The organism is Methylocystis sp. (assembly GCF_051061225.1).
GTDB lineage: Bacteria > Pseudomonadota > Alphaproteobacteria > Rhizobiales > Beijerinckiaceae > Methylocystis.
In genome coordinates this window covers 1-17,866 of record NZ_JBPFEB010000148.1, presented here as the reverse complement: position 1 = coordinate 17,866, position 17,866 = coordinate 1, and the positions used below count along the sequence as shown (strand labels likewise).

The following is a 17,866-nucleotide window of genomic DNA, read 5'->3' as shown; positions in this document are numbered from 1 at the left end:
CGGCTAGCGGTTCACGTCCTGAGCCGGAGCCGCCGCCATGTAACCGAGGCCGCGGATGGTCTGGATGAGATCGACGCCGAGTTTCTTGCGCAGCCGCCCGACGAAAACCTCGATCGTGTTGGAGTCGCGATCGAAGTCCTGATCGTAAATATGTTCGATGATTTCGCTGCGCGAGACGACCCGGCCGCTGTGGTGCATCAGATAGGCGAGCAGCCGATATTCATGCGAGGTGAGTTTCACCGGGGCGCCGTCGACCACGACGCGGCCGGCCTTGGTGTCGAGCCGTACGGGGCCGCACACAATCTCGTTCGTGGCGTGTCCTGCCGCGCGCCGGAGCAGGGCGCGAATGCGCGCGAGAACTTCCTCCATGTGAAACGGCTTGGCGACGTAATCGTCGGCGCCGGCGTCGAAGCCCTGGACTTTTTCGCTCCAGCGGTCGCGCGCGGTGAGGATCAGCACGGGCATGGCGCGGCCGGCGGCGCGCCAGGACTCGAGCACCGTGATGCCGTCCTTCTTTGGCAGGCCAATGTCCAGCACGACGGCGTCGTAAGCCTCCGTCTCGCCGAGATATTGGCCTTCCTCGCCGTCGAAGGCGCGGTCGACGGCGTAGCCGGACTGTTCGAGCGCATCCGCGATCTGGCGGTTGAGATCCTTGTCGTCCTCAATGACGAGAAGCCGCACCTTTTCTCCTCCTGGCGAACGCCTGGCTGGCGTCACCGATCCTTGTGGCCAGAATGCGGCTTTCCCGTTGCGGCGTCGAAAAGAAGCCGCACGATCCGCCCGTCCGGCCGCAACAGGCTGATCTCGTAGAGAAACTGCTCTTCGACACGGCACAGACGCGCGCCGAGGGGCTCGCCATGATGCTCGCGCGCGGCGGAGCGCATGCAGGCGAAAGGATCGACAAGCTTGTGCGCCTCGATCCTTTCGCGGGTCTGGGCCGTCGAGAAGCACTGGCCGCGCTGGGCCGTGTGCTCGGCGCGTTCGACCTCCTCTTCAGCCGCCCATGCGCCGCCGCCCCCCGCGGCGACGACCGCGAGGGTGAGGAAGCTGCAAAGCATGAACGCGGCGCTGGTCATGTCCTCTCCGGCCCGAACCTAACCCGTTCTCTCCTGAATGGCCGCTGAACGCCGCCCAAGCTGATCATGGCGGCCTTCAGCGGCTTTCGCAATCAGCGTTCGGGGCGCAGGAACGTCATGAGGGCGCCTGCGGGCGTCGTCGTCAGGCTGCGCATGACGGCCATCAGGATCGCGGAGCCCACGGCGACGGCGCCGGCCTTGGGATCGTTCAGGAAGGCGATCCAGTCGGTCGAGGCCAATGCGCCAAACATCGCGACGAGCGCGGCGGCGAGATAAGTGCGGTATCCGGTCATTTCGGTTTCCTTCGGTTTGTCCCTGGGTGGGATGGGTTCAGCGGGCGACGGCCTGGAAATGCATGGGGTCGACGTCGCCATTGGCGCCGCGCCAGATCAGCCCGCACTCCTGGAAGACGCGCGCCGCTTCGATCGGGATGAAGCCGGGGCGCCATTTCGACCGGAACGGATTGTGCTCGGGATCGATGTCGAGCGCCGCGCCGAAACTGTGCGTCGACCAGCTATTGCTGGAGCCGCGCTTCAGCCGCACCATCAGCGAGCCGCCGGTGAGATGCAGCCGGTGAGCCTCGATGTCGTTTTGCGTTCCGTAGAGTTTCTTCACCGCGAGGAGCGCCTCGCCGAAAGCGTCCCGGCATTTCCTGTGGAATCGCAGTTTGGTCACTGGCGGACCCCAGGAGTACCGCATGGCGTAGGGCGGGATGAGATCGACGATGTTGTCGCGCTCCCATTTGGGATTGATCGAACTGTGCAGCACGGGGTCGCCGTAAAAGGCGACCAGTTCGGCGCTGCGTTCATGAGGCCATTGCATGTTGGTTGCTTTCCTTTCGGGAAGGGTCAGGCGCGGATCGCCGCCGCCTGCCGGAACAGGCGGTCGAGCGCGGCGGCGTCGAGATCGAAGGTCTTGGCGAGCGCCTCGACAAAGACGCCTTCGCGCGTGACTTCGGTTGCGTATTCCCAGGCGAGGGCGAGGGTCGGTTGGTCGCTTCGGTGCGCGTCGACATAGGCGTTGACGGCGTCGAGCAGACAGGACCCGTCGGGCGTCGGAACGCGCCTCAAGGCTTCGCGCGCCTGAAACATCGACACGGACGCCGGGGGCGCGCTGTCGCTTTCGTGAGGCGGCGAAAAGCGCCCGCCGTCATGGGTCCATCCCGGGCCGGCCTCCGCGGAAGCGATCGCGCGCAGGCCGGGCTCGGGAGTGAAATCCGTGTCGGCTTCGATGACGTTGATGACCACGCCGTCCTTGATGAGGGCCAGCCGCATGGGGGTCTCCTTTCAGAAATGCTCGACGATGACGACGAAGCCCGCGCCGCCGGTCCCGCCCGCGCCGCCCGTTCCGCCGTTTTGAAGCGCGCCGCCGCCGCCACCGCCGCCGCTCGGGAAGCCGCCGGCGCCGCCGTTCCCCGCCACGGTCAAACCGCCTGCGCCGCCGCCTGCGCCACCGCTGGGTTGGTTCAGGGCGCCCGTCAGGGTCGAGCCGTCGCCGCCGTTCAGCGTCCCGGACGTCGAGCCGGCGGCGCCTCTGATGTCGACGCCGCCGGGAAAGAAAGCGCCGCCGCCGCCTCCGTTCGCCGCCACATTCGCGGCCGACACGCCGCCGCCGGAGCCGCCGCCCGAGGCGCCGTAAAATGCGTTGCCGGCGGCGTTGCCGGCGCCGCCGGACGAACACCCGCCGCCGCCGGAACCGCAGAAAAGGGTCGTGACGGGGCTCGTTCCCGGTCCCGCGGAGCCGCCGGTGCTCAAATTGGCGGGGCCCACGCCGCCCGTGGCGCCCGAGGCGCTCGCGCCGGCTTGCAAATGGTTGCCGCCGGCGCCTCCGCCCGAGCCGATATTCAGGCCGCCGCCAGACCCGGCGCCCCCGCCATAGGCGCGCAGGAGCGAACCGAACAGCGTGGTTCCGCCGGCGGCGCGGCTGACGCCAGCGGTCGAATTGGTGGTCTGCGCCGCGCCGCCGGCGCCGCCGGCGCCCACGGTGATCGTCTGCGACGTTCCGATCGCCGAGGCCGGGAAGATGGCCCGTGCCATGCCGCCGGCGCCGCCGCCTCCGCCGCCTGAAGCCGCCGCGCCCGGCGCCTGCCGGGCGCCGGAGCCGCCGCCGCCGCCGCCGCCGAAGAGGATCACGTCGAGGAAGCGGACGCCCGGCGACGGGGTGTAAGTCGCGCTCGCGCGGAAGGTCACGATCCTGGACGGCCCGCCGCTGGGAAAGGAGACCGCGCCGGTGGCCTGGTCGATCACAAGGCTGTCCCGCCAGGCGGCGCCGTCGGCCGAGACCTTGATGCGGAAACTGTCGTCGCCTGTCAGTCCGGTTTCCGCGCGGCCGGAGTAATTGGACTGATAGAGCTGGGAAACCGTGCGCGCCGGTCCCTCCTTGTTGAGAGAGAGCCGGAGATCGCCGGCGCCGCCTTCGGCGACGCTCCGCGCCGTGAAGAGCGCCGCATTGAGCTTCGCGGCGAGCGGCGTCGTCTGGTCCGCGGTCGTTCCCACGCCAAGGCGCGTGAGGTTCTGCAACTCGCGCAGGCCGGAGCCGAGGTCGGTCCAGTTGGCGCCGTCGAAGAGCAGCATGAGCTGCTCCGCCCCCACATGGAGACGCCAGCCCGCGCGCGGCTGGAGGAAGCTCCAGCCGCCGGCGAGAAAGGCGGCGATCTGTTTGTCCTTGCCGGTGAAGGCGCCCGTCGCGCCGGTTCCGATCAGAAACCGGTCGCCTTCGGCGGGCGAGGCGGGCGGAGTGATCACGTTCCGCGACGTCACGGAAAGATGCACGAGCAAGTCGAGCAGCGCCAGCGCCTCATTGTGCGTGACGTGTTTTTGCGCCTGTGCGGCGTCGATGAGCGGCAGAGAGAGATGGGAGCTTTGGGTCACGCATTGACCTCCTGGACCGGCGTCAGGCCGGTGAAGGGAAAGCCGCGCCCGACAGTGGCGCTGAGCTGATAGAGCGAGAGGCTGAGCGCGCTCTGGGGAGTGCCGAAATCGGCCAACTCCTGGGCGGCCGGATAGAGGATGGAAGGCGTCGTCGCCGACAGCAGGCGCAGACCCGTCGGCAGGGCGATCTCCGCTTCATATGCCTCGCTCGCCTCGCCGAGCGGGATGTCGATCGCCTGCCAGGCGTCGGCGTCCTGACGTCCGCGTCGCATGAATGTGATGCGAATGCCGGCGGCGCTTCTGACGGCGCGCACCTGCGTCGGCGCATAGGGCGTCAGCGCCTTGCTGGTCGCGGTCACTGTCGCCCGCGCGTAAAGAGGATCGGCGAAGTCCCGGTCCGATGGGCCGATCGCATAAGTGATGGGCGCGCCGATGTCCGAGACGGCCGTGGCGAGAGGCGTCAAGGCGTCGTTCAGGAGCACGACCGTCGCGCCCGCCGGAGTCGACCGCGCGGCGAGGCGTTCCTCGCCGCCGAGCCCGCGGATCAGGCGTGACAGGCGATACGTGTTTTCGGCGACGAGTTCCGCGCGCGCGAAGGAAAAGATTTCCCATGCGCCGTCGCCGCCCTGAACCGCCGCCGTCGTCGTTCCGGCCAGCGCGCTCAGATCGTCGACGGAGGCGAGCTGTCCATCGCCGAAGCGCACCGTCACGCTCGATCCCTGATCGAAACGCCCGACAGGACCCGCGGGCAGGACGTCGAGCGTGTCCCCGATCGTCGCGCGTTTCTCGATCAGCCCGACGGTTTGCGCCGAAGCGCCCGTCAGTTTGACAATCGCGAGCGCGCCTGGCCACGGGTCCGCGAAAGCGGCGACATGAGACAGCGCCTCCGGGTTGCGCGCGAGCGCCAGATCGAGCACGACGATACGCGGCGGCCCTGGAATCTTCGGCGCGGCGATGACCGGGTGCGCGAGCTTCGGCGCTGGCGCGTCGTAGACGCGCTGATCGACCGCGCGCGCGCTGACGCGTCTCGCGGCGCCGTCGGTGATCCGCTGAATCTGAAACAGCCGGCCTGACCCGAGGCGCACGATGTCGCCCGGTTGCAGGGCGACAAGGCCCGGACGCAGCGAGAAATCCGCCGTCTCCCGGCCAGCCCAGATGTCCTGCAACCAGAGATCGACGAGCTTCTGCGCGGCCGCCCGATGCAGCATCACTGCAGCCTGCGCGTCGGTCTGGCGTACGGAATGGCCTTCGAGACGGCGCGAGAGAACCCGCGCGAGCTGGCCATTGTGTTCCGAGTCGGCGTATGTCAGCGCGATTTCGCCGGGCAGTTCGCTTTCCTGCGCGCGCGTCAGGGTGACGAGCGACATGTCCTTGCCCGCGACCAGATCGTCGTCGGAGAGGGCGCGCGCCGGCTTGCCGCGTCGGTCGACAAAAGTCAGCCTGCCGCCGCCGACCACCGCGTCGACGCCATGCAGCGCCGCGAGCGGATCAATGGCCTCGCGCGGCGACATTGGCCGGTCGAGCACATAGCCGTCGATAAACCCGCTGATCTTCGGCCGCTCGATTGTCAATCCGGGAGTCGCGACAGCCTGCGCCAGAGTCATGACGAGGCGATCGAGCGGCGCGCCTTCGAGGCGGCCGTTCAGCCAATGCCCGGCGCTCCAGTTCGGCCCGTCGCTCCACTCCGCCGTCACGGCCGGGAAGGCGGGAAAAGGCCGCGCGTCCCAGCACCAGATATGGATGCGCGCGGGATCGACCATGGGCCCGCCATAAACGCTCGACCATGGATTCGCGGCCGCGCCTCCGGGACGGGTCGGATCAAAATGCGTCAGCATCGCCTCGATGAAGCGCGCCTGCATGAGGTCGTCACGGCCGTCGCGCGAGAAATAGGGCAGGCCGCCGTCGCTGGAGTGCGCATCGGGGAAGACGTTCGGCGCGTTTGCGCCGCGATCCACGGCGGGACACCCCGTCTCCGTGATCCAGATTGGCTTCGATCGCGGACTCCACGCCGTCGGCTGTCCCAGCTCCACGCCGCGGACGCGCTCGTAATGCGGCTGCGACCAGAATGATGCGAGGTCCTTCGGGCGATAGACCCAGGGCTTCCCGAGGCCGTCGGTAATCGGCGTGCGGATCTGCGCCTGCCGCGCCTGATCATCCGCGTAAAACCAGTCATATCCCTCGCCGCTGGCCACGCGCGCCGTCAGATAGTCGAGATCATAGACGCTCGACGCCGCCTGCGCGTCCAGATGTCCGTCGCCGTCGCGCCAGTCGGAGAGCGGCCAGTAGACGTCTATTCCAATGAAATCCACCGAGGGCGACGCCCAGAGCGGATCGAGCGGGAAACGCAATTCGCCGGCTTCCGGAACATGCGCGCCATATTCCGTCCAATCGGCGGCATAGGAAACCTTGACGCCGGGTCCGAGCGCGGATTTGACCTCGCCCGCCAGCGCGGCGAGCGCGGCGACGAAGGGATATTGGCCGGGTCCCGAGCGAACGCGCGTCAGGCCCAGGAATTCGGAGCCGATCAGAAAGGCGTCGATCCCGGACGATCGACACAGCTCGGCATAGTGCAGGACGAAGCTGCGGTAAGACGCGGCGAAAGCGTTGATCTGCGCGGCGGCCCCCGCGGTCGTGTCGGGAGACCCGGCGCGGCCGGGAGCCGGATCGCATGTGATGCGCCCACGCCAGGGGAACGCGGGTTGCCCGATCAGGCCGGTACGCGGATCGGGGAGCGCGTTTCCCGGCGGAACGTCCATCATCACGAAGGGATAGAAAACGACGGACAGTCCGCGCGCGCTCAGATCGCTGATCGCCGCGCGAACCGAGGCGTCGCTCGGCGTGCCGCCATATGCGGAACGCCCCTCGATCTGTGAGACGAGCCTTGCGCTGGCGCGTGTCCGGCCTGCGACACTCCAGTCGGCGGGCCAGGCCGTTCCCAGAACAAAATTGAACTGGCCAATCGTCTTGAACCGCGAGTCGACGCGCGGCTCGATGGTGCAGTACTGGGCGCGCAGGTCATCGCCGAACCAGGCGACGACGAGCGCCACGCTCGTGAGATTCGGACAGAGCGCCTGCAATGCGTCAATCGACGCGATCCAGTCCGTCTTCGCGGTCAGTTGATGGCGGTTTTCAGCGCTCGACGCGCCGGGAGACCAGAAATTGAGCTTCAGCTCCGGCAAATATCCCGCTTCGCTGGCTCCGGGGATGAGGTCGATGGCGCGGATCATCTCGCCGAGGCCGGCGACGGGCTTGACCACTTCGAAGGTGAATTGGGGAATGCGATTGCCGAAGGACGCGAGCGGCAGCGCCTCGAAAACCACATAGGCCAGTCCGCGATAGGCGGGAGCTTCGCTCGCGCCCTCCTTGGCGACGATCAGAGGATCGGGCTCCTGGTCTTCGCCACCCCGATAAATTCGGATGGGAAGCGTCGTCAGATCGAGTTCGGAGCCGTCCGCCCAGATGCGGCGGACGAAGGCGATTGGGCCTTCGCAAAGACCAACCGCAAGATTGGTGAAATAGGAATAGCTGACGTTCGTCTGTATCCCGCCGCTCCCGCCGCCGCCGCCGCCTTTGCCGCCGCTTGTCGCGGGCGTGGCGGCGAAGGAGACATTCGTCGTCTCGAGGAAGCGCGTCGCCCAGATCATCTGGCCGCCGATGCGCGCGCGCCCGTAAACGCGTGGGATGCCGGCGCCCTCCGTCGAGGTGATCCCGTCCATGGATTTGAGGCGCGGCCCGACCGTCACGCGCGCCGCCGTGTGCGACGGCGAGCTTTGATCGACGAGGGCGCCGCCGAGGGCGCCCGCCATCCGGCCAAGGGCGGAGCCGACCGGCCCGCCGATCGCGCCGCCGACGGCGGAGCCGACGGTCTGAAGAACCAGCGTCGCCATTGAGGTCTCTCAGGGTTTGATCAGAAAAGCGTCAGTCGATGACGTCCGGAAAGGCGAAAGCCGCGGCGAGGCGCTTGCGCCAGGGCGCGATGGCGACTTCCGACACGCAGGCGCCGCTATGCGCGTGCGCCATATGCGTCGCGGAGGTCGCGACGCCCAGATGCTTGGCTGGCAAGTGATCGCGGAAGCGAAAGGCGAGCACGTCGCCCGCCCGGAATGCATCGACGGGCACAGGCGTGAAATGCCGCCCGGCGGCGTCGAGCAGGGTTTCGACGCCGAGCGTTTCCGCCCACTCCGGCGTATAAGGAGGGGCCGCTTCGGGTTCCTCTCCGATCACCTCGCGCCAAACGCCGCGCACGAGGCCGAGGCAATCGCAACCCACATGGATGAGCGACGCCTGATGGCGATAGGGTGTGCCGATCCAGCGCCGCGCCGCGATCACAATCGTCTGGCGTGCGACGCTCATCGGAACAGGCTCCCGCCGTCCATCGCCGGTTGCCGGGAGCCGGGATAGGCGATCACCCGGTCGTTGCCCGGCATGTGCGGGAATCCACGAAAGTTGGCGATGTTTGCGAATTTGTTCCAGCAGGTCGCGGGGGTCTTGTCGCAGCCCGCCGTGAGCAGAACGGCGTCGCCCGCGGCGATCTCCCCGGCAGGCGGCGTCCAGAGCTCGATCGACCCGCGCAGGCCAGCTTCGAGCCTGTGTGATTTGACGACGAATTTCGCGCCTGCGTTGGAGCCGCTCGAAAATCGCAGCACGCCACCCGTGAAGAAACCGGTCGGCTCGGCGTTCGCAAGATCGACAGTCACGACGCCGCCCGCTGAGGCGACAACCACGCCGGCGATCGAACAGGCGGCCAGATTCACCTTGCAGCGCGCATCCCCCAGATCGGCGCTGCAGCCGCGCTGAAAGGTGCGGCCCTGCGGCTGGTCGAAGAAATGCGCGTTGGAGCGCAGCTCGGCGCTGAAGGCGTGTTCGCCGCGCCGCACCTCGCCGATCGACGCGATGTCCAGGAGCGTGCGATCGTCGCTGTTGGTCCAGTCCACGAGCCATATCTCGACAGAGGCGCCATCGTAGACGCCATTGAGAAGATCGCTTTCGGAGAGACTGTCGTCACTCAACGCGCCAGCGGCCTCCGTCGTCGTCGCCGCGAGTCCGAGGCTCGACTCCGCTTCGCTTGCCGAGAGGCTGGTGTTGGCGCGAAAGGTGACGCCGTTGAATGAAAGATCGCGATCGTGGTCCGTGAAGCCGAGGACGCGTCCGTCATTTGTGGCGATGCGCCAGCAATGACAGAAGGTAGTCGCGCGCTGATCGAGCTTTTGCTGAAGAGTTGATGTCAGATCAAGCATGGTCGAGCCTCACGGCGTGATTTCGATGATCGGGATTTTCGGAATCGCGCCGGCCTCAAACGCCTGCATGTCGATTTCGAGATAATCCGAGTCGAATCGCGCCGGCACGTCGAAGAGAAAACCAGCTGTCACGATCGACCCGGCCGGCGGCGCATTGCCCGGCGAGAAGGTGACAAGCCCTGTCGTCGCGTCCAACGAGAATTGCGGCGCCGTCTTTTCCGCTCCGTCGACTGCAACCCGGACACTTCCGGCGACAGGCTTGGCGATGCTGCGAACATAAGGCGCAAATGCGCCGCCATAGGTCTTGGTCAACGGGAAGATGCGTTGCGCGCCGTCGCCGACGCCAATCCGCTGATCGCCCGCCGCGACCGAGGCGCCGGGCGCGCAGGAGGCGAAATCCGCGCGGTCGCGCCAGCGAAAGCCATAAAGCCGTCCCCGCCGCTCTTCGAAGAAGGCGATCACGTCGGAGAGCTGCGCGAGCGTCTTGACGCCATAGCCTGCTTCGTAACGCCGCCGTGAATGCGCCCAGCGCGCATTGCGCGACTCGCGGTTCGATCCCAGCGTGACGATCTCCGTGCGCCTTTCTGGCCCGCCCCGCCCGTTGAGCGAAACGTCGAGCGGAAAGCGCACTTCGTGAAAGTCGCTCATCTTGCGAAACCCATCAGAGCTGGCGCTGGCCGCGCGCCACCGCGCGGGCCAGTGCGCTCGAAATCTGCGCCTCGGAGCGGCGGAAACTGTCGATGTCCTGCGCGGCGATATTCACCGTGACCGCGACCGGCCGCGCGCCGCCTCCGCCCTGGGCCATGACGCCGAGCCTCCCGTCAGCCCCTCGCGCAAGCGGCATGACCGCCTCCGCGCCGCGTTCGCCCATCAGACCCATGGCGCCGCCATTTCCGAAATAGGTCGGGCTGGCGACGACGCCGCCCTCCGCAAAAGGCGTGATTTGCTGAGCGCCGCCAAAAGCGGTGTTGAACAGACCCGAGAGACTGTTCGACAGCCCCTCGGACAGCGCCTTCGCGCCATCCCGCAGCGCAAGGCGCGCCATCGACTGGCCAATCGTCACCAGCGCGTCATTGAAGTTTCTGCCGCTCGACGTCGCGGAGCCAAAGCCGGTTGAAAGCACCTTCGCCACCTTCTCACCCGATGCGCCGATCTGATCGAGCAGGGTTTTCATCGACGTCAGATCCTGCGTCGCGAGAGACCCTGGCGCGCTTGTCAGATTGAACATGTCTGTGAGAGTCGTGTTGCCGTTATTGTTCATGGCCCCTGTCTCCATCAGGAAAATCATGTATCAGCGCGTCGAGCGCGGCGCGGCTCATGGAGCCGTCGCCGATCCCGTAAACACCTGCGGCCGCACGAAACAGCTCGCGCGGCGTCATGGACCAGAAATCTCGCGGAGCAAGCCGCAGGACGCCGAGGCCAAAGGCCATCGCACGCGAAAAGGGGAACGGCGCGCGGGGGGAGGAGGCGCGCACCGTTCCACGTTCAATTTCGCTCAGGCGTCCTGCGGCGACCGGGGGTTTGCGCCATGCGTCTTCGGCTCGTCGCCGAATGTTGCGGCCAGGAGGTCAGCCGCAATTCGCACATAGGCCGCAAAGCCGCCCGATACTTTCATTCGTGAGATGTCATCATCGCTGAGAGCGTGGCCCGCCCCGCGCAGGCCGCAGCCGATAATGCGCAGAATATCTTTCGCGGAGAGTCTCCCGCTTTCGAATCTCTGCGCGAGCGCCACGAGATCGCTCGCCTCAAAGCCGCTCTCGAGCTCGGCGAGCGCGCCGAGCGTGAGGCAGAGCGTGTAGCGCTTGCCATCAAGAAGCGCTTCGATCTCACCACGTTTTGCATTTGCCATCGCGACGTCTTCTAAAGGGCTGTGAAGGTCAGGGCGCCGGCGGAATCAAGCGAAATGTCGAAGGTGACTTCGGTTGCGTGCTCGCCGCGATAGTCGAGATTGGAGATTTGAAACGGCCCGGAGAGAACGCCGAGACCTGGAATCACGATCTGCCAGTCGCGCAACAGCCCGTCGAAGAAGACCTGGCGCAACAGGAGATCGGACGCCTGGTCCTTGAAAATGCCGGTTCCCGAGACGCTCGCCCGGCGCACGCCCGCGCCCGCGAGCAATTCACGCCACCGACCGGACGATTCCGCGTCGGTGACGTCGACCGTGTCGGCGTTGAGCGCGAGGCGGCGTGTGCGCAGGCCGGCGACGGTCACAAAGGCGCCGGCGCCGTCACTGATCTTAAGGAGCAGGTCCTTGCCTTTCTGGGCGGGCATCGTTCGTTTGTCCTCGAATGCTAGAGATATTCCGTCGTCGCTCGAAACAGGATGGAGACGCGCGCAAAGCGCCCGGCGGCGTCACGCTTGGTTTCCATCGACACGAAGCGCAGATCGACAAGCGCATGTCCCTCGAGCGACAAGGGCGCTTCATCGAGCAGATCGATCATTTGTTGCGCGGCTTTGAGCGCAGCGCCGAAGCCCCGTTGCGTGGTCACCACCGCAATCGTATGGAAATGTTCGGCCCCGCGCGACGCCGCGCCGGACCAGTCGCGCATCTGCGCATCCGCGAATAACACATAGGGGGTGGCCGCGCCCTGCGGGGCTTCCTCGTAAACTCGGGGTCCGCCGAGCATGGCGACAAGCGCTGCGTCCGACAGCAGGCGGGCGCGGATGGCGGTGCGAAGCGCAATGACTGGAGACGCGCTCATGAAGAGTCCCTCATGCGATTTCCTCGCACTGACAGATGAGAAAGCGTCGGCGCTCATCGCCATCCACGACGCCTTTGATCAGCAGTTTTCGGCCCCGGAAATCAAATCGCATCTGGCTCATCACATCGCTTCGCCAGCGGATCGTGACCGCTGAGCGACGCAGTTGCTCCCGACGCTGTTCGACAAAATCCTCGTTGACGCTCTGTGTCTCGACGCGCGCCCAAATCTGCGCGAGCGGCGCGAAGTCGCGTGTGAAACCGCCGAGGCCGTCGTAAAGATCGACCGGCCCTTCGAGCGTGACGCGATGACGCAGCGCACCGATCGGCGGGGGCGCGCTCAATTGAGCCTCCAGCGTCGAAACGGCGCCGCAAGCTGCGCCGCCGCGGCGGGCAAGGGGTCGTTGGCGTCGTCCCCACGCTTTTCACGCCAATGCGCGACAAGCATCATGATCGCGCGTCGCAGCGGCTCGGGGACATTCGTCGCCAGACCGCCATATCCCACCGCAAAATCGATTTCCACGCCATCGGCGGAGCGGCCGGGCGCGGGTGGCGCGGATCTGAAGATCAGGCGTCCCTCCTCGCTCGACGCCGGCGCCCGATAGGACGTCGGCGCCAGCGCCAGCGCGACGTCGGAAGCGTCATAGATCCGGATTGCGGAGACCGTCTGAAACGGCGCGAAGGGAATGACGATCACGTCACCGCCTGGCGGCCAGGCGTCGAAGATGATCCGCCAGCTTTGTGTGATGAAGAAACGCCGGGTATAGGCTTCGAGCGTCATGCGCGCGGACGCGATGAGGGCCTGGATAAGCTGATCCTCGTCACTTGAATCCTCACGCAGCCATGATTTCATTTCCGCAATGGAAACCGGCTCGAGTGTGGGCGCGGCGATGAGCATGGGTCTCATGACGGCTCCTGAAGGAATTGGGGGAAGGCGCCCGCGGCAAGGCCGCGGGCGGAAGGGCTTAGGAGACGCTGAATTTCAGAAGCTTGATCGCTTCGAAATTCTGCACGCCGCCGCCAACGCGCTTCGTCGTATAGAAGAGCACATAGGGCTTCGCCGAATAGGGGTCGCGCAGCACGCGGATTCCGACGCGATCCACGACGACATATCCGCGCTCGAAATCTCCGAAGGCGATGGAAGAGCTGTTGGCGGCGGGGTCCGGCATGTCCTCCGCCTCGACAACCGGGAAGTTCATCAGCGTCGCGGCGCCGTCGGCGCTGACGGGAGGCGCCCATAGGTAGTCGCCCGTCGTCGTCTTGAACTGCCGCACGAGGGACTGCGCGCGGCGGCCCATCACGAATTTGCCGTTCTGGCGATAGCCGGCGCGCAAGGCGTAGACCAGGTTGAACAGTGCGTCCGATGGATTCGTCGCGGCAAAGGCTCCGGAGACGCCGGTCGCCACATAGCCGATATTTCCCCAGCTCCAGCTCGCGTCGGCGACAGTCGTGTAGGAGAGGAAGCCTTTCGGCTTGTTGACGCCGTCGCCAGCGACAAAGGCCGCTCCTTCCTGCTCGGCGAAGGCGACTTGCACTTCGTCTGCGATCCATTGCTCGATGTCGACGACAGCGTCGTCGAGCAGCGCTTGCGTCGCCGCCGGCATGGCGTAAAGCTCCATCGCCGGAAAGGTCATGTCGGCGATCTGCTGATTGGATGTCTGCGGACGCGGATCCGCTTCCGCCACCCAGCCGGCAGCCGGGCCGGTGGTCGAATAGGCGCGGCGGAGCGATTGCGTCGAGATTTCCTGCACGCTCGCGATGGCGCGAATGGGTGACAGTTTGGCGAGGCGGCGCAAAATCTCCTTTTCAGCGGGCGTCGGCACCAGATAGCCGCCGTCGGCGCCGGAGGTACGCGACATGGCCTTGACTTCGAGCGCCTTCAGGCCGTTCGACTCGCCCGAGCGCATGTAGCTGTTGAAGGCCGACTTGTGCTCCCTTTCGGTGTGATCCGCCGGCGGCGCGCCGCCCATGCGGGGACGCGCCAGATCGAGCGCCAGACGATCGAGACGGCCTTTTGTTTCGTCGAGCGCCTGGTCGATGCGAGCGAGCTTTTCTTCGGACACGACGTCGACGCCCATGCGCGTCTCGATTTGCGCGAGACGCTCGTCATTCGTCTCCTTGAACGCGGAGAAGGCGCGATTGAGATCGGCGATGATTTCATCGCCAGTTGTCTTGGCGTCCATTGGTGACATGGTGATCCTGTCTGAAGGCGCGCGAGTTCGCGCCGGCCGGCGGCAAGGTCGGCAGGAGCGATGGACTCGGAGCGCGGATATGGGCCGTCGCGGAATTCATCCGCGCCAGACGGCAGGCGACGCGGAAAGGCTCTTCGCCTCTGTCAGAGGCGGGCTGATTGCAACATGCGAAGGCGATGCTGGAAGCGCATTGCCGCCGCTTGCGCCTGTAATCGCACGAAGGCGGCGTTACGCGCCTGCGGTGTTTGCAGGGGCGCCTTCTTGACGGCGCTGATGCGCGCCAGCGTCTGCATCGGGAAGGTGACGACCGAGATTTCCCAAAGGTCGATTTCCAATAGCCGGCGCAGGCCGCTTCTCTTGTCGGTCCTGGCGTTCTTCACGCGAAAGCCAATGGAGAGGCCATCGATGGCGCCGCCGCGAATGAGTGAGAGCGCTTCCCGGGCTCGTGCTATGGAAAGATCGAGTCGGCCTGAGACCTTCAGTCCCTTTGCGTCTTCCACGATCGACGTCCACACGCCGATTGGCTCGGCGGCATTGTGTTGCCAGAGCATTTTGACGCCCTTGGCGCCACGGCGCGCCAGTGACCGCGTGAAAGCGCCGGCCATCACAATATCCCGGCCGTCATCGGCGACGCCGAAAAGCGATGCATAACCTTCGATGACGCCAGCGGCGTCCGTATGAGGGAGCGTGGGGCTGGCGCGTTTGAGCTCAAGCAAGGCCATCAGGCTTTCTCCGACGCCGGAGCCTCGCTGGCCCCGTTCTTGGCATGCGCCTGCATTCGGCTCAGCAGATGTATGAAGGTCTTGAAGATCGCCGATGGATCGTCACTCCGGCGCGGCCGGCGTCGACCGCGTCGCGCGAAGGGCAGTTTCAGTTTCAGATGTGTCATGTGTCGTTTCCACAGCGGCGGTTGAAACGGGCGAGTTCACGCACGAAGGCGTCGATGCGCCGCGTGGCTTCGCTGACCTCTCGCATGGCGAGATGCGCCTGGGCGGTCGCGGCGCAGGCCCACAGAAACAGCGCGAGATGGGCCAGATCGCCGCGCTGGAGGATGGCGTCGAGAATGTCGGACAGTGAAGCGGTCTCCTTTCTTTCGAGCAATCTTTGGTGGGGTGAGCAGTTCTGCCGGCGAAGCGGCGCGGCTTTGTCGCACGGCGCTGACGGTCGCTGGGGTCAGGCCAGTCTTTGCTCGATGATGGTCAGAACTCGGGGCAAGGCCTGAACGACAGCCGGTTCATCTGGAGGCGCGCCGGGGCCAGAGTGGGAATCGGTCCCTGGATGAGCGCGCTTCATTAATTTGCTGAGCTGTTCCGCGGCGTCGGGTCGCTCCATTACGCTCGAGAGGAAGTCCCGCAAAATCACAAGGTCGTCGCGCGCACACCAGCTCAGCCCGTATTCGATGGCTCTGTCGAGATCGGCCCCGCGAACCGCCTTCGGCACGCCTTGCGCATCCGCGTTCAGCGCAATATCGAAGCAAGCACAGAAGGCCTCGAACTGCTGCGGGGCGACCGGATCTTTGATCACTTCATGACGGGCGCGCATCACCTCGAAGAGCTTGCGGCAGTTGCTGCGCCGGCCCCGCATTGGCTGTAGCGCCGCTTTCGATGCGCGCCAGATTTCGCGCAGCTCGGTTTCGGAATAATCCCCCGACTGTATCTGGTCGAGAAAAGCTCGCGCGGAGCGCTGCTGCGTCGGAGTCAGCGATCGCCAGCCATCGTCGATCATTTCTTCGACAGAAGCGTAAATTTCATCGGCATACTGCAAGAAGAAGGCCGTGAGCTGGTTGAATTCCGGAGGATTGTGCGGCGTTGTCATTTCTCTCGACCTCGATTTTCCTCCTGAGGACGAATGCGCGATTGCCGCTTAGGCGAGCTTCTGTTCTATGGCTCTCAGCACCCTCGTGAAAATCTGAAGGATAGCCGGCTTATCCGCCGGTGCGTCGGGACCGGAGAAGAAGACGTATCTCGGACGCGTCTTTTTCCAGAGTTGATTCATCGTCGCTGCGCTGTCATGGCCTTTTAAAACGCTCGTCAAAAAGTCCCGCAGAATCACAAGATCCCCGTGTTCCCATCCATCTAGCCCATAATCGATCGCGCCATCGATAAACGTGTCGAAATCGCCTTTGCGCTTGCGCGGGGTGTCCCTGTAGAGAGCCACGTCGAATCCGACGCAGAAGCTTTCGAACTGTTCGGGCTGGAGGATGTCGCGCATGTAACTATTCCTTTATATCGAAGAATGGGAAAGCTGTGACTATGGAGAACCCTCGCTCAGTATTCGGGTTTTTGACTATGACAACTGCGGCACCGTAGGTGTCTCGAATTGCTATTGGCGCACTTGGGTCCCATGGACGGTCTGTGAAAGCTTCGAAGCCAGTGGGCGACGCGAACCACTTGTTGAGCCTTATCTGTTTTCGTGACGCTCCCGAGATGACTTGTTCGACCAAGGAGCGGTGCTCGGCGAGCACCGAGTTTATAAGCTTGTTTGCCGCACCGAGCGAGCTAAATGTCCCCGCGCGGCTATAACCGCCGCCGGCAAGGCGTGTTCCCCAAGCGGATTCCCGTATGCGTCTTACCAGGTACTCCTGGCCCTTGCCGACATGCTCCCTGATCGCGTGCCCGCCATACGCGCCGCCCTCTTCATCGACGCTCGGCGGCGAGAGCTTCCAGTCGGTCGACGTTGTAGTCGAAGCGAAAGTCGCCGAAGCCCGGCCGCAGCCAGGCCTGAAAACTCTTCTGCACGCGGGTGACGAGCGGCAGCACGGTCTGGCGCCAGAATGCGCGATTGGCTACCGAGTAATTGGTAACAGTATTGTCGCCCGGCGGCCTGCAGCAATTATAAATGTCTCAGGTGTTGGTTTTCCAATAGCGGCTGATCAGGTCGAAGAGGCGCGCTTCATCCGTCTCTACATCCTCGGTCCCGACGAAATAACTAAACTCGAAGTGGTCGACGAAGAAAGTTGCTTCCACTCGACATCCAACGAGGTCAAACGAAACCTCGATTCCATCATCCACCTGTTGCTGAATTCGGTAGGATATGCCTTTCGTTCGCAAGAACGCAAGGAACTCGAGCATTCCTTCCAAGCCGTTTTTCATTGATGCGCTCCTTCTATTTCCTGAAACGATCTTCGTTTAGCAGCTTTTTGCATTTCCTTGCTGCGACGTCGCCTGTCTTCGCCTGCTGTAGCACTTCGCGCACCAAAGAGCCCAATAATTGTCCGGGGATTTCCCCTGCTATCGACCCCGCGCAATAGCCTGAAACAAAGTCTTGGACAGTCATATCAAGCTGCTCCGGCGTAAAGCCTCCGGCGATTGTAATCCTGTCTCTGCCGAAACGAGGAACGTTTTCCTGATTATTCCCTCCCCCGCCGCTCGTCCACTGCCCGCCGTCCGGCGATCCCGCCGGCACGCGCGGCTGGCTGGGAGAGTAGCGCAGCTCCCCGCCAACCCACTTCGCAAACACCGCGTCCTTCGGCGCAGGGCTGTATCCCACCGCCTCGCGCTGTTCGTCGAGCGTGAGGAAATGCGCCTTGCCGATGCGCTCCCATTCGCTGGCGCGCTCGGCGGCGAGAGCTTCCAGTCGGTCGACGTTGTAGTCGAAGCGAAAGTCGCCGAAGCCCGGCCGCAGCCAGGCCTGAAAACTCTTCTGCACGCGGGTGACGAGCGGCAGCACCGTCTGGCGCCAGAAGGCGCGATTGGCTTCGGAGTAATTGGCGAAAGTATTGTCGCCCGGCAGGCCCAGCAGCAGCGGCGGCACGCCGAAGGCGAGCGCGATCTCGCGCGCGGCGTTCGCCTTC

At 65.2% G+C, this 17,866-nt stretch carries 26 protein-coding genes and 1 pseudogene; all 27 read right to left on the bottom strand.

Annotated features, from left to right (window positions below; genetic code table 11):
• Positions 1-3: 3 nt before the first annotated feature.
• Positions 4-681: a response regulator transcription factor gene (locus ACR652_RS25585; protein WP_434509292.1), complete on the bottom strand. Its 678-nt coding sequence runs from the start codon at positions 679-681 to the stop codon at positions 4-6.
• Between the two features lie 32 nt (positions 682-713).
• Complete coding sequence (locus ACR652_RS25580) at positions 714-1,076, bottom strand: PepSY domain-containing protein (protein WP_434509291.1); 363 nt, start codon at positions 1,074-1,076, stop codon at positions 714-716.
• A gap of 92 nt (positions 1,077-1,168) precedes the next feature.
• A complete protein-coding gene (locus ACR652_RS25575) occupies positions 1,169-1,369 on the bottom strand; it encodes a hypothetical protein (RefSeq protein ID WP_434509290.1) in 201 nt (66 codons plus the stop codon).
• Between the two features lie 37 nt (positions 1,370-1,406).
• The gene (locus ACR652_RS25570; RefSeq protein WP_434509289.1) at positions 1,407-1,898 is read right to left on the bottom strand and encodes a M15 family metallopeptidase; all 492 of its coding nucleotides are present in this window, start codon (positions 1,896-1,898) and stop codon (positions 1,407-1,409) included.
• Between the two features lie 26 nt (positions 1,899-1,924).
• A complete protein-coding gene (locus tag ACR652_RS25565) occupies positions 1,925-2,350 on the bottom strand; it encodes a hypothetical protein (RefSeq protein WP_434509288.1) in 426 nt (141 codons plus the stop codon).
• A 12-nt stretch (positions 2,351-2,362) separates the two neighbouring features.
• Positions 2,363-3,946, bottom strand: coding sequence for a DUF2793 domain-containing protein (locus tag ACR652_RS25560; protein WP_434509287.1), 1,584 nt, complete (start codon positions 3,944-3,946; stop codon positions 2,363-2,365).
• On the bottom strand, positions 3,943-7,833 hold the full coding sequence (locus ACR652_RS25555) for a baseplate multidomain protein megatron (protein ID WP_434509286.1): 3,891 nt from the start codon (positions 7,831-7,833) through the stop codon (positions 3,943-3,945). Before ACR652_RS25555 ends, ACR652_RS25560 begins: the two co-directional genes overlap by 4 nt.
• Positions 7,834-7,864: 31 nt before the next feature.
• On the bottom strand, positions 7,865-8,299 hold the full coding sequence (locus ACR652_RS25550; RefSeq protein ID WP_434509285.1) for an NlpC/P60 family protein: 435 nt from the start codon (positions 8,297-8,299) through the stop codon (positions 7,865-7,867).
• The gene (locus ACR652_RS25545) at positions 8,296-9,183 is read right to left on the bottom strand and encodes a DUF2163 domain-containing protein (RefSeq protein WP_434509284.1); all 888 of its coding nucleotides are present in this window, start codon (positions 9,181-9,183) and stop codon (positions 8,296-8,298) included. The genes ACR652_RS25550 and ACR652_RS25545 overlap by 4 nt, the downstream gene beginning before the upstream one ends.
• A gap of 9 nt (positions 9,184-9,192) precedes the next feature.
• Positions 9,193-9,831, bottom strand: a complete 639-nt coding sequence (locus ACR652_RS25540; RefSeq protein ID WP_434509283.1) for a phage distal tail protein, Rcc01695 family — start codon at positions 9,829-9,831, stop codon at positions 9,193-9,195.
• Positions 9,832-9,844: 13 nt separating this feature from the next.
• Positions 9,845-10,444: a phage tail tape measure protein gene (locus tag ACR652_RS25535; protein ID WP_434509282.1), complete on the bottom strand. Its 600-nt coding sequence runs from the start codon at positions 10,442-10,444 to the stop codon at positions 9,845-9,847.
• A complete protein-coding gene (locus ACR652_RS25530) occupies positions 10,434-10,658 on the bottom strand; it encodes a rcc01693 family protein (protein WP_434509281.1) in 225 nt (74 codons plus the stop codon). Before ACR652_RS25530 ends, ACR652_RS25535 begins: the two co-directional genes overlap by 11 nt.
• Positions 10,659-10,678: 20 nt before the next feature.
• The gene (locus tag ACR652_RS25525; protein ID WP_434509280.1) at positions 10,679-11,032 is read right to left on the bottom strand and encodes a gene transfer agent family protein; all 354 of its coding nucleotides are present in this window, start codon (positions 11,030-11,032) and stop codon (positions 10,679-10,681) included.
• Between the two features lie 11 nt (positions 11,033-11,043).
• Positions 11,044-11,454, bottom strand: a complete 411-nt coding sequence (locus ACR652_RS25520; RefSeq protein ID WP_434509279.1) for a phage major tail protein, TP901-1 family — start codon at positions 11,452-11,454, stop codon at positions 11,044-11,046.
• Between the two features lie 20 nt (positions 11,455-11,474).
• Positions 11,475-11,885 carry a DUF3168 domain-containing protein gene (locus ACR652_RS25515; protein WP_434509278.1) on the bottom strand — a complete coding sequence of 137 codons (411 nt, stop codon included), beginning with the start codon at positions 11,883-11,885 and terminating at the stop codon, positions 11,475-11,477.
• A gap of 10 nt (positions 11,886-11,895) precedes the next feature.
• Complete coding sequence (locus tag ACR652_RS25510) at positions 11,896-12,225, bottom strand: phage head closure protein (RefSeq protein ID WP_434509277.1); 330 nt, start codon at positions 12,223-12,225, stop codon at positions 11,896-11,898.
• A complete protein-coding gene (locus tag ACR652_RS25505; RefSeq protein WP_434509276.1) occupies positions 12,222-12,788 on the bottom strand; it encodes a head-tail connector protein in 567 nt (188 codons plus the stop codon). Before ACR652_RS25505 ends, ACR652_RS25510 begins: the two co-directional genes overlap by 4 nt.
• A gap of 58 nt (positions 12,789-12,846) precedes the next feature.
• On the bottom strand, positions 12,847-14,073 hold the full coding sequence (locus tag ACR652_RS25500) for a phage major capsid protein (RefSeq protein WP_434509275.1): 1,227 nt from the start codon (positions 14,071-14,073) through the stop codon (positions 12,847-12,849).
• 143 nt (positions 14,074-14,216) lie between these two features.
• On the bottom strand, positions 14,217-14,795 hold the full coding sequence (locus ACR652_RS25495) for an HK97 family phage prohead protease (RefSeq protein WP_434509274.1): 579 nt from the start codon (positions 14,793-14,795) through the stop codon (positions 14,217-14,219).
• On the bottom strand, positions 14,795-14,962 hold the full coding sequence (locus ACR652_RS25490) for a histidine kinase (RefSeq protein ID WP_434509273.1): 168 nt from the start codon (positions 14,960-14,962) through the stop codon (positions 14,795-14,797). Before ACR652_RS25490 ends, ACR652_RS25495 begins: the two co-directional genes overlap by 1 nt.
• A complete protein-coding gene (locus ACR652_RS25485; protein WP_434509347.1) occupies positions 14,959-15,147 on the bottom strand; it encodes a hypothetical protein in 189 nt (62 codons plus the stop codon). Before ACR652_RS25485 ends, ACR652_RS25490 begins: the two co-directional genes overlap by 4 nt.
• A gap of 99 nt (positions 15,148-15,246) precedes the next feature.
• Positions 15,247-15,888 (bottom strand): hypothetical protein, encoded by a 642-nt coding sequence (locus ACR652_RS25480; RefSeq protein WP_434509272.1) that lies wholly within the window; start codon positions 15,886-15,888, stop codon positions 15,247-15,249.
• A gap of 48 nt (positions 15,889-15,936) precedes the next feature.
• Positions 15,937-16,284, bottom strand: coding sequence for a hypothetical protein (locus ACR652_RS25475; RefSeq protein ID WP_434509271.1), 348 nt, complete (start codon positions 16,282-16,284; stop codon positions 15,937-15,939).
• Positions 16,285-16,288: 4 nt separating this feature from the next.
• Complete coding sequence (locus tag ACR652_RS25470) at positions 16,289-16,681, bottom strand: RNase A-like domain-containing protein (protein WP_434509346.1); 393 nt, start codon at positions 16,679-16,681, stop codon at positions 16,289-16,291.
• Between the two features lie 28 nt (positions 16,682-16,709).
• The gene (locus ACR652_RS25465; protein ID WP_434509270.1) at positions 16,710-16,832 is read right to left on the bottom strand and encodes a hypothetical protein; all 123 of its coding nucleotides are present in this window, start codon (positions 16,830-16,832) and stop codon (positions 16,710-16,712) included.
• An 84-nt stretch (positions 16,833-16,916) separates the two neighbouring features.
• A complete protein-coding gene (locus ACR652_RS25460) occupies positions 16,917-17,165 on the bottom strand; it encodes a hypothetical protein (protein WP_434509269.1) in 249 nt (82 codons plus the stop codon).
• A gap of 382 nt (positions 17,166-17,547) precedes the next feature.
• A pseudogene (locus tag ACR652_RS25455) lies at positions 17,548-17,866 on the bottom strand (phage portal protein); the annotation flags it as partial.